Source organism: Mesobacillus subterraneus, from assembly GCF_023715485.1.
Classification (GTDB): Bacteria; Bacillota; Bacilli; order Bacillales; family Cytobacillaceae; genus Mesobacillus; species Mesobacillus subterraneus_B.
The window spans coordinates 1-442 of record NZ_JAMBOF010000050.1; the positions used below are offsets into that span (position 1 = coordinate 1).

Annotated in this window: 1 pseudogene; it reads right to left on the reverse strand. The window is 28.1% G+C overall.

Annotation, left to right across the window (positions count from 1 at the left end):
* Positions 1-216: 216 nt before the first annotated feature.
* Positions 217-442, reverse strand: a pseudogene (locus M3204_RS23515) (recombinase RecA); the annotation flags it as partial.

Below are 442 nucleotides of genomic sequence, written 5' to 3' on the forward strand. Positions count from 1 at the left end.
ATATTGAATGCTATTTCTACTATTTTCTAAAGTTTTGAAGCTCGATTATAAAACTATTGATAATGTAATAATAAATAAAATAAAAAACCTTATAGTCTCGATTTGTAGTGTATCCCATAAAGTTAGATATTATTCTAGCTTTATGAGATGAATATCACTTTCAATCAATCCTATAAGGATATTTGCTAAGTTTAACTATAGATATAAATTTGTGTACTATTCTTCGTCAAATAATGACTTTGGTGCATCTTCTGTTTCTTCAACATCACCATCAGATATACCTAATTTTTCTCTCAATTTACGATCAATTTCTTCTTTAATTTGTGGATTTTCTTTCAAGTACATTTTAACATTTTCCTTACCTTGACCCATTCGTTCGCCATTGTAAGAATACCATGCTCCTGATTTATCAACGATGTCGTTTTCAACACCTAAATCAATA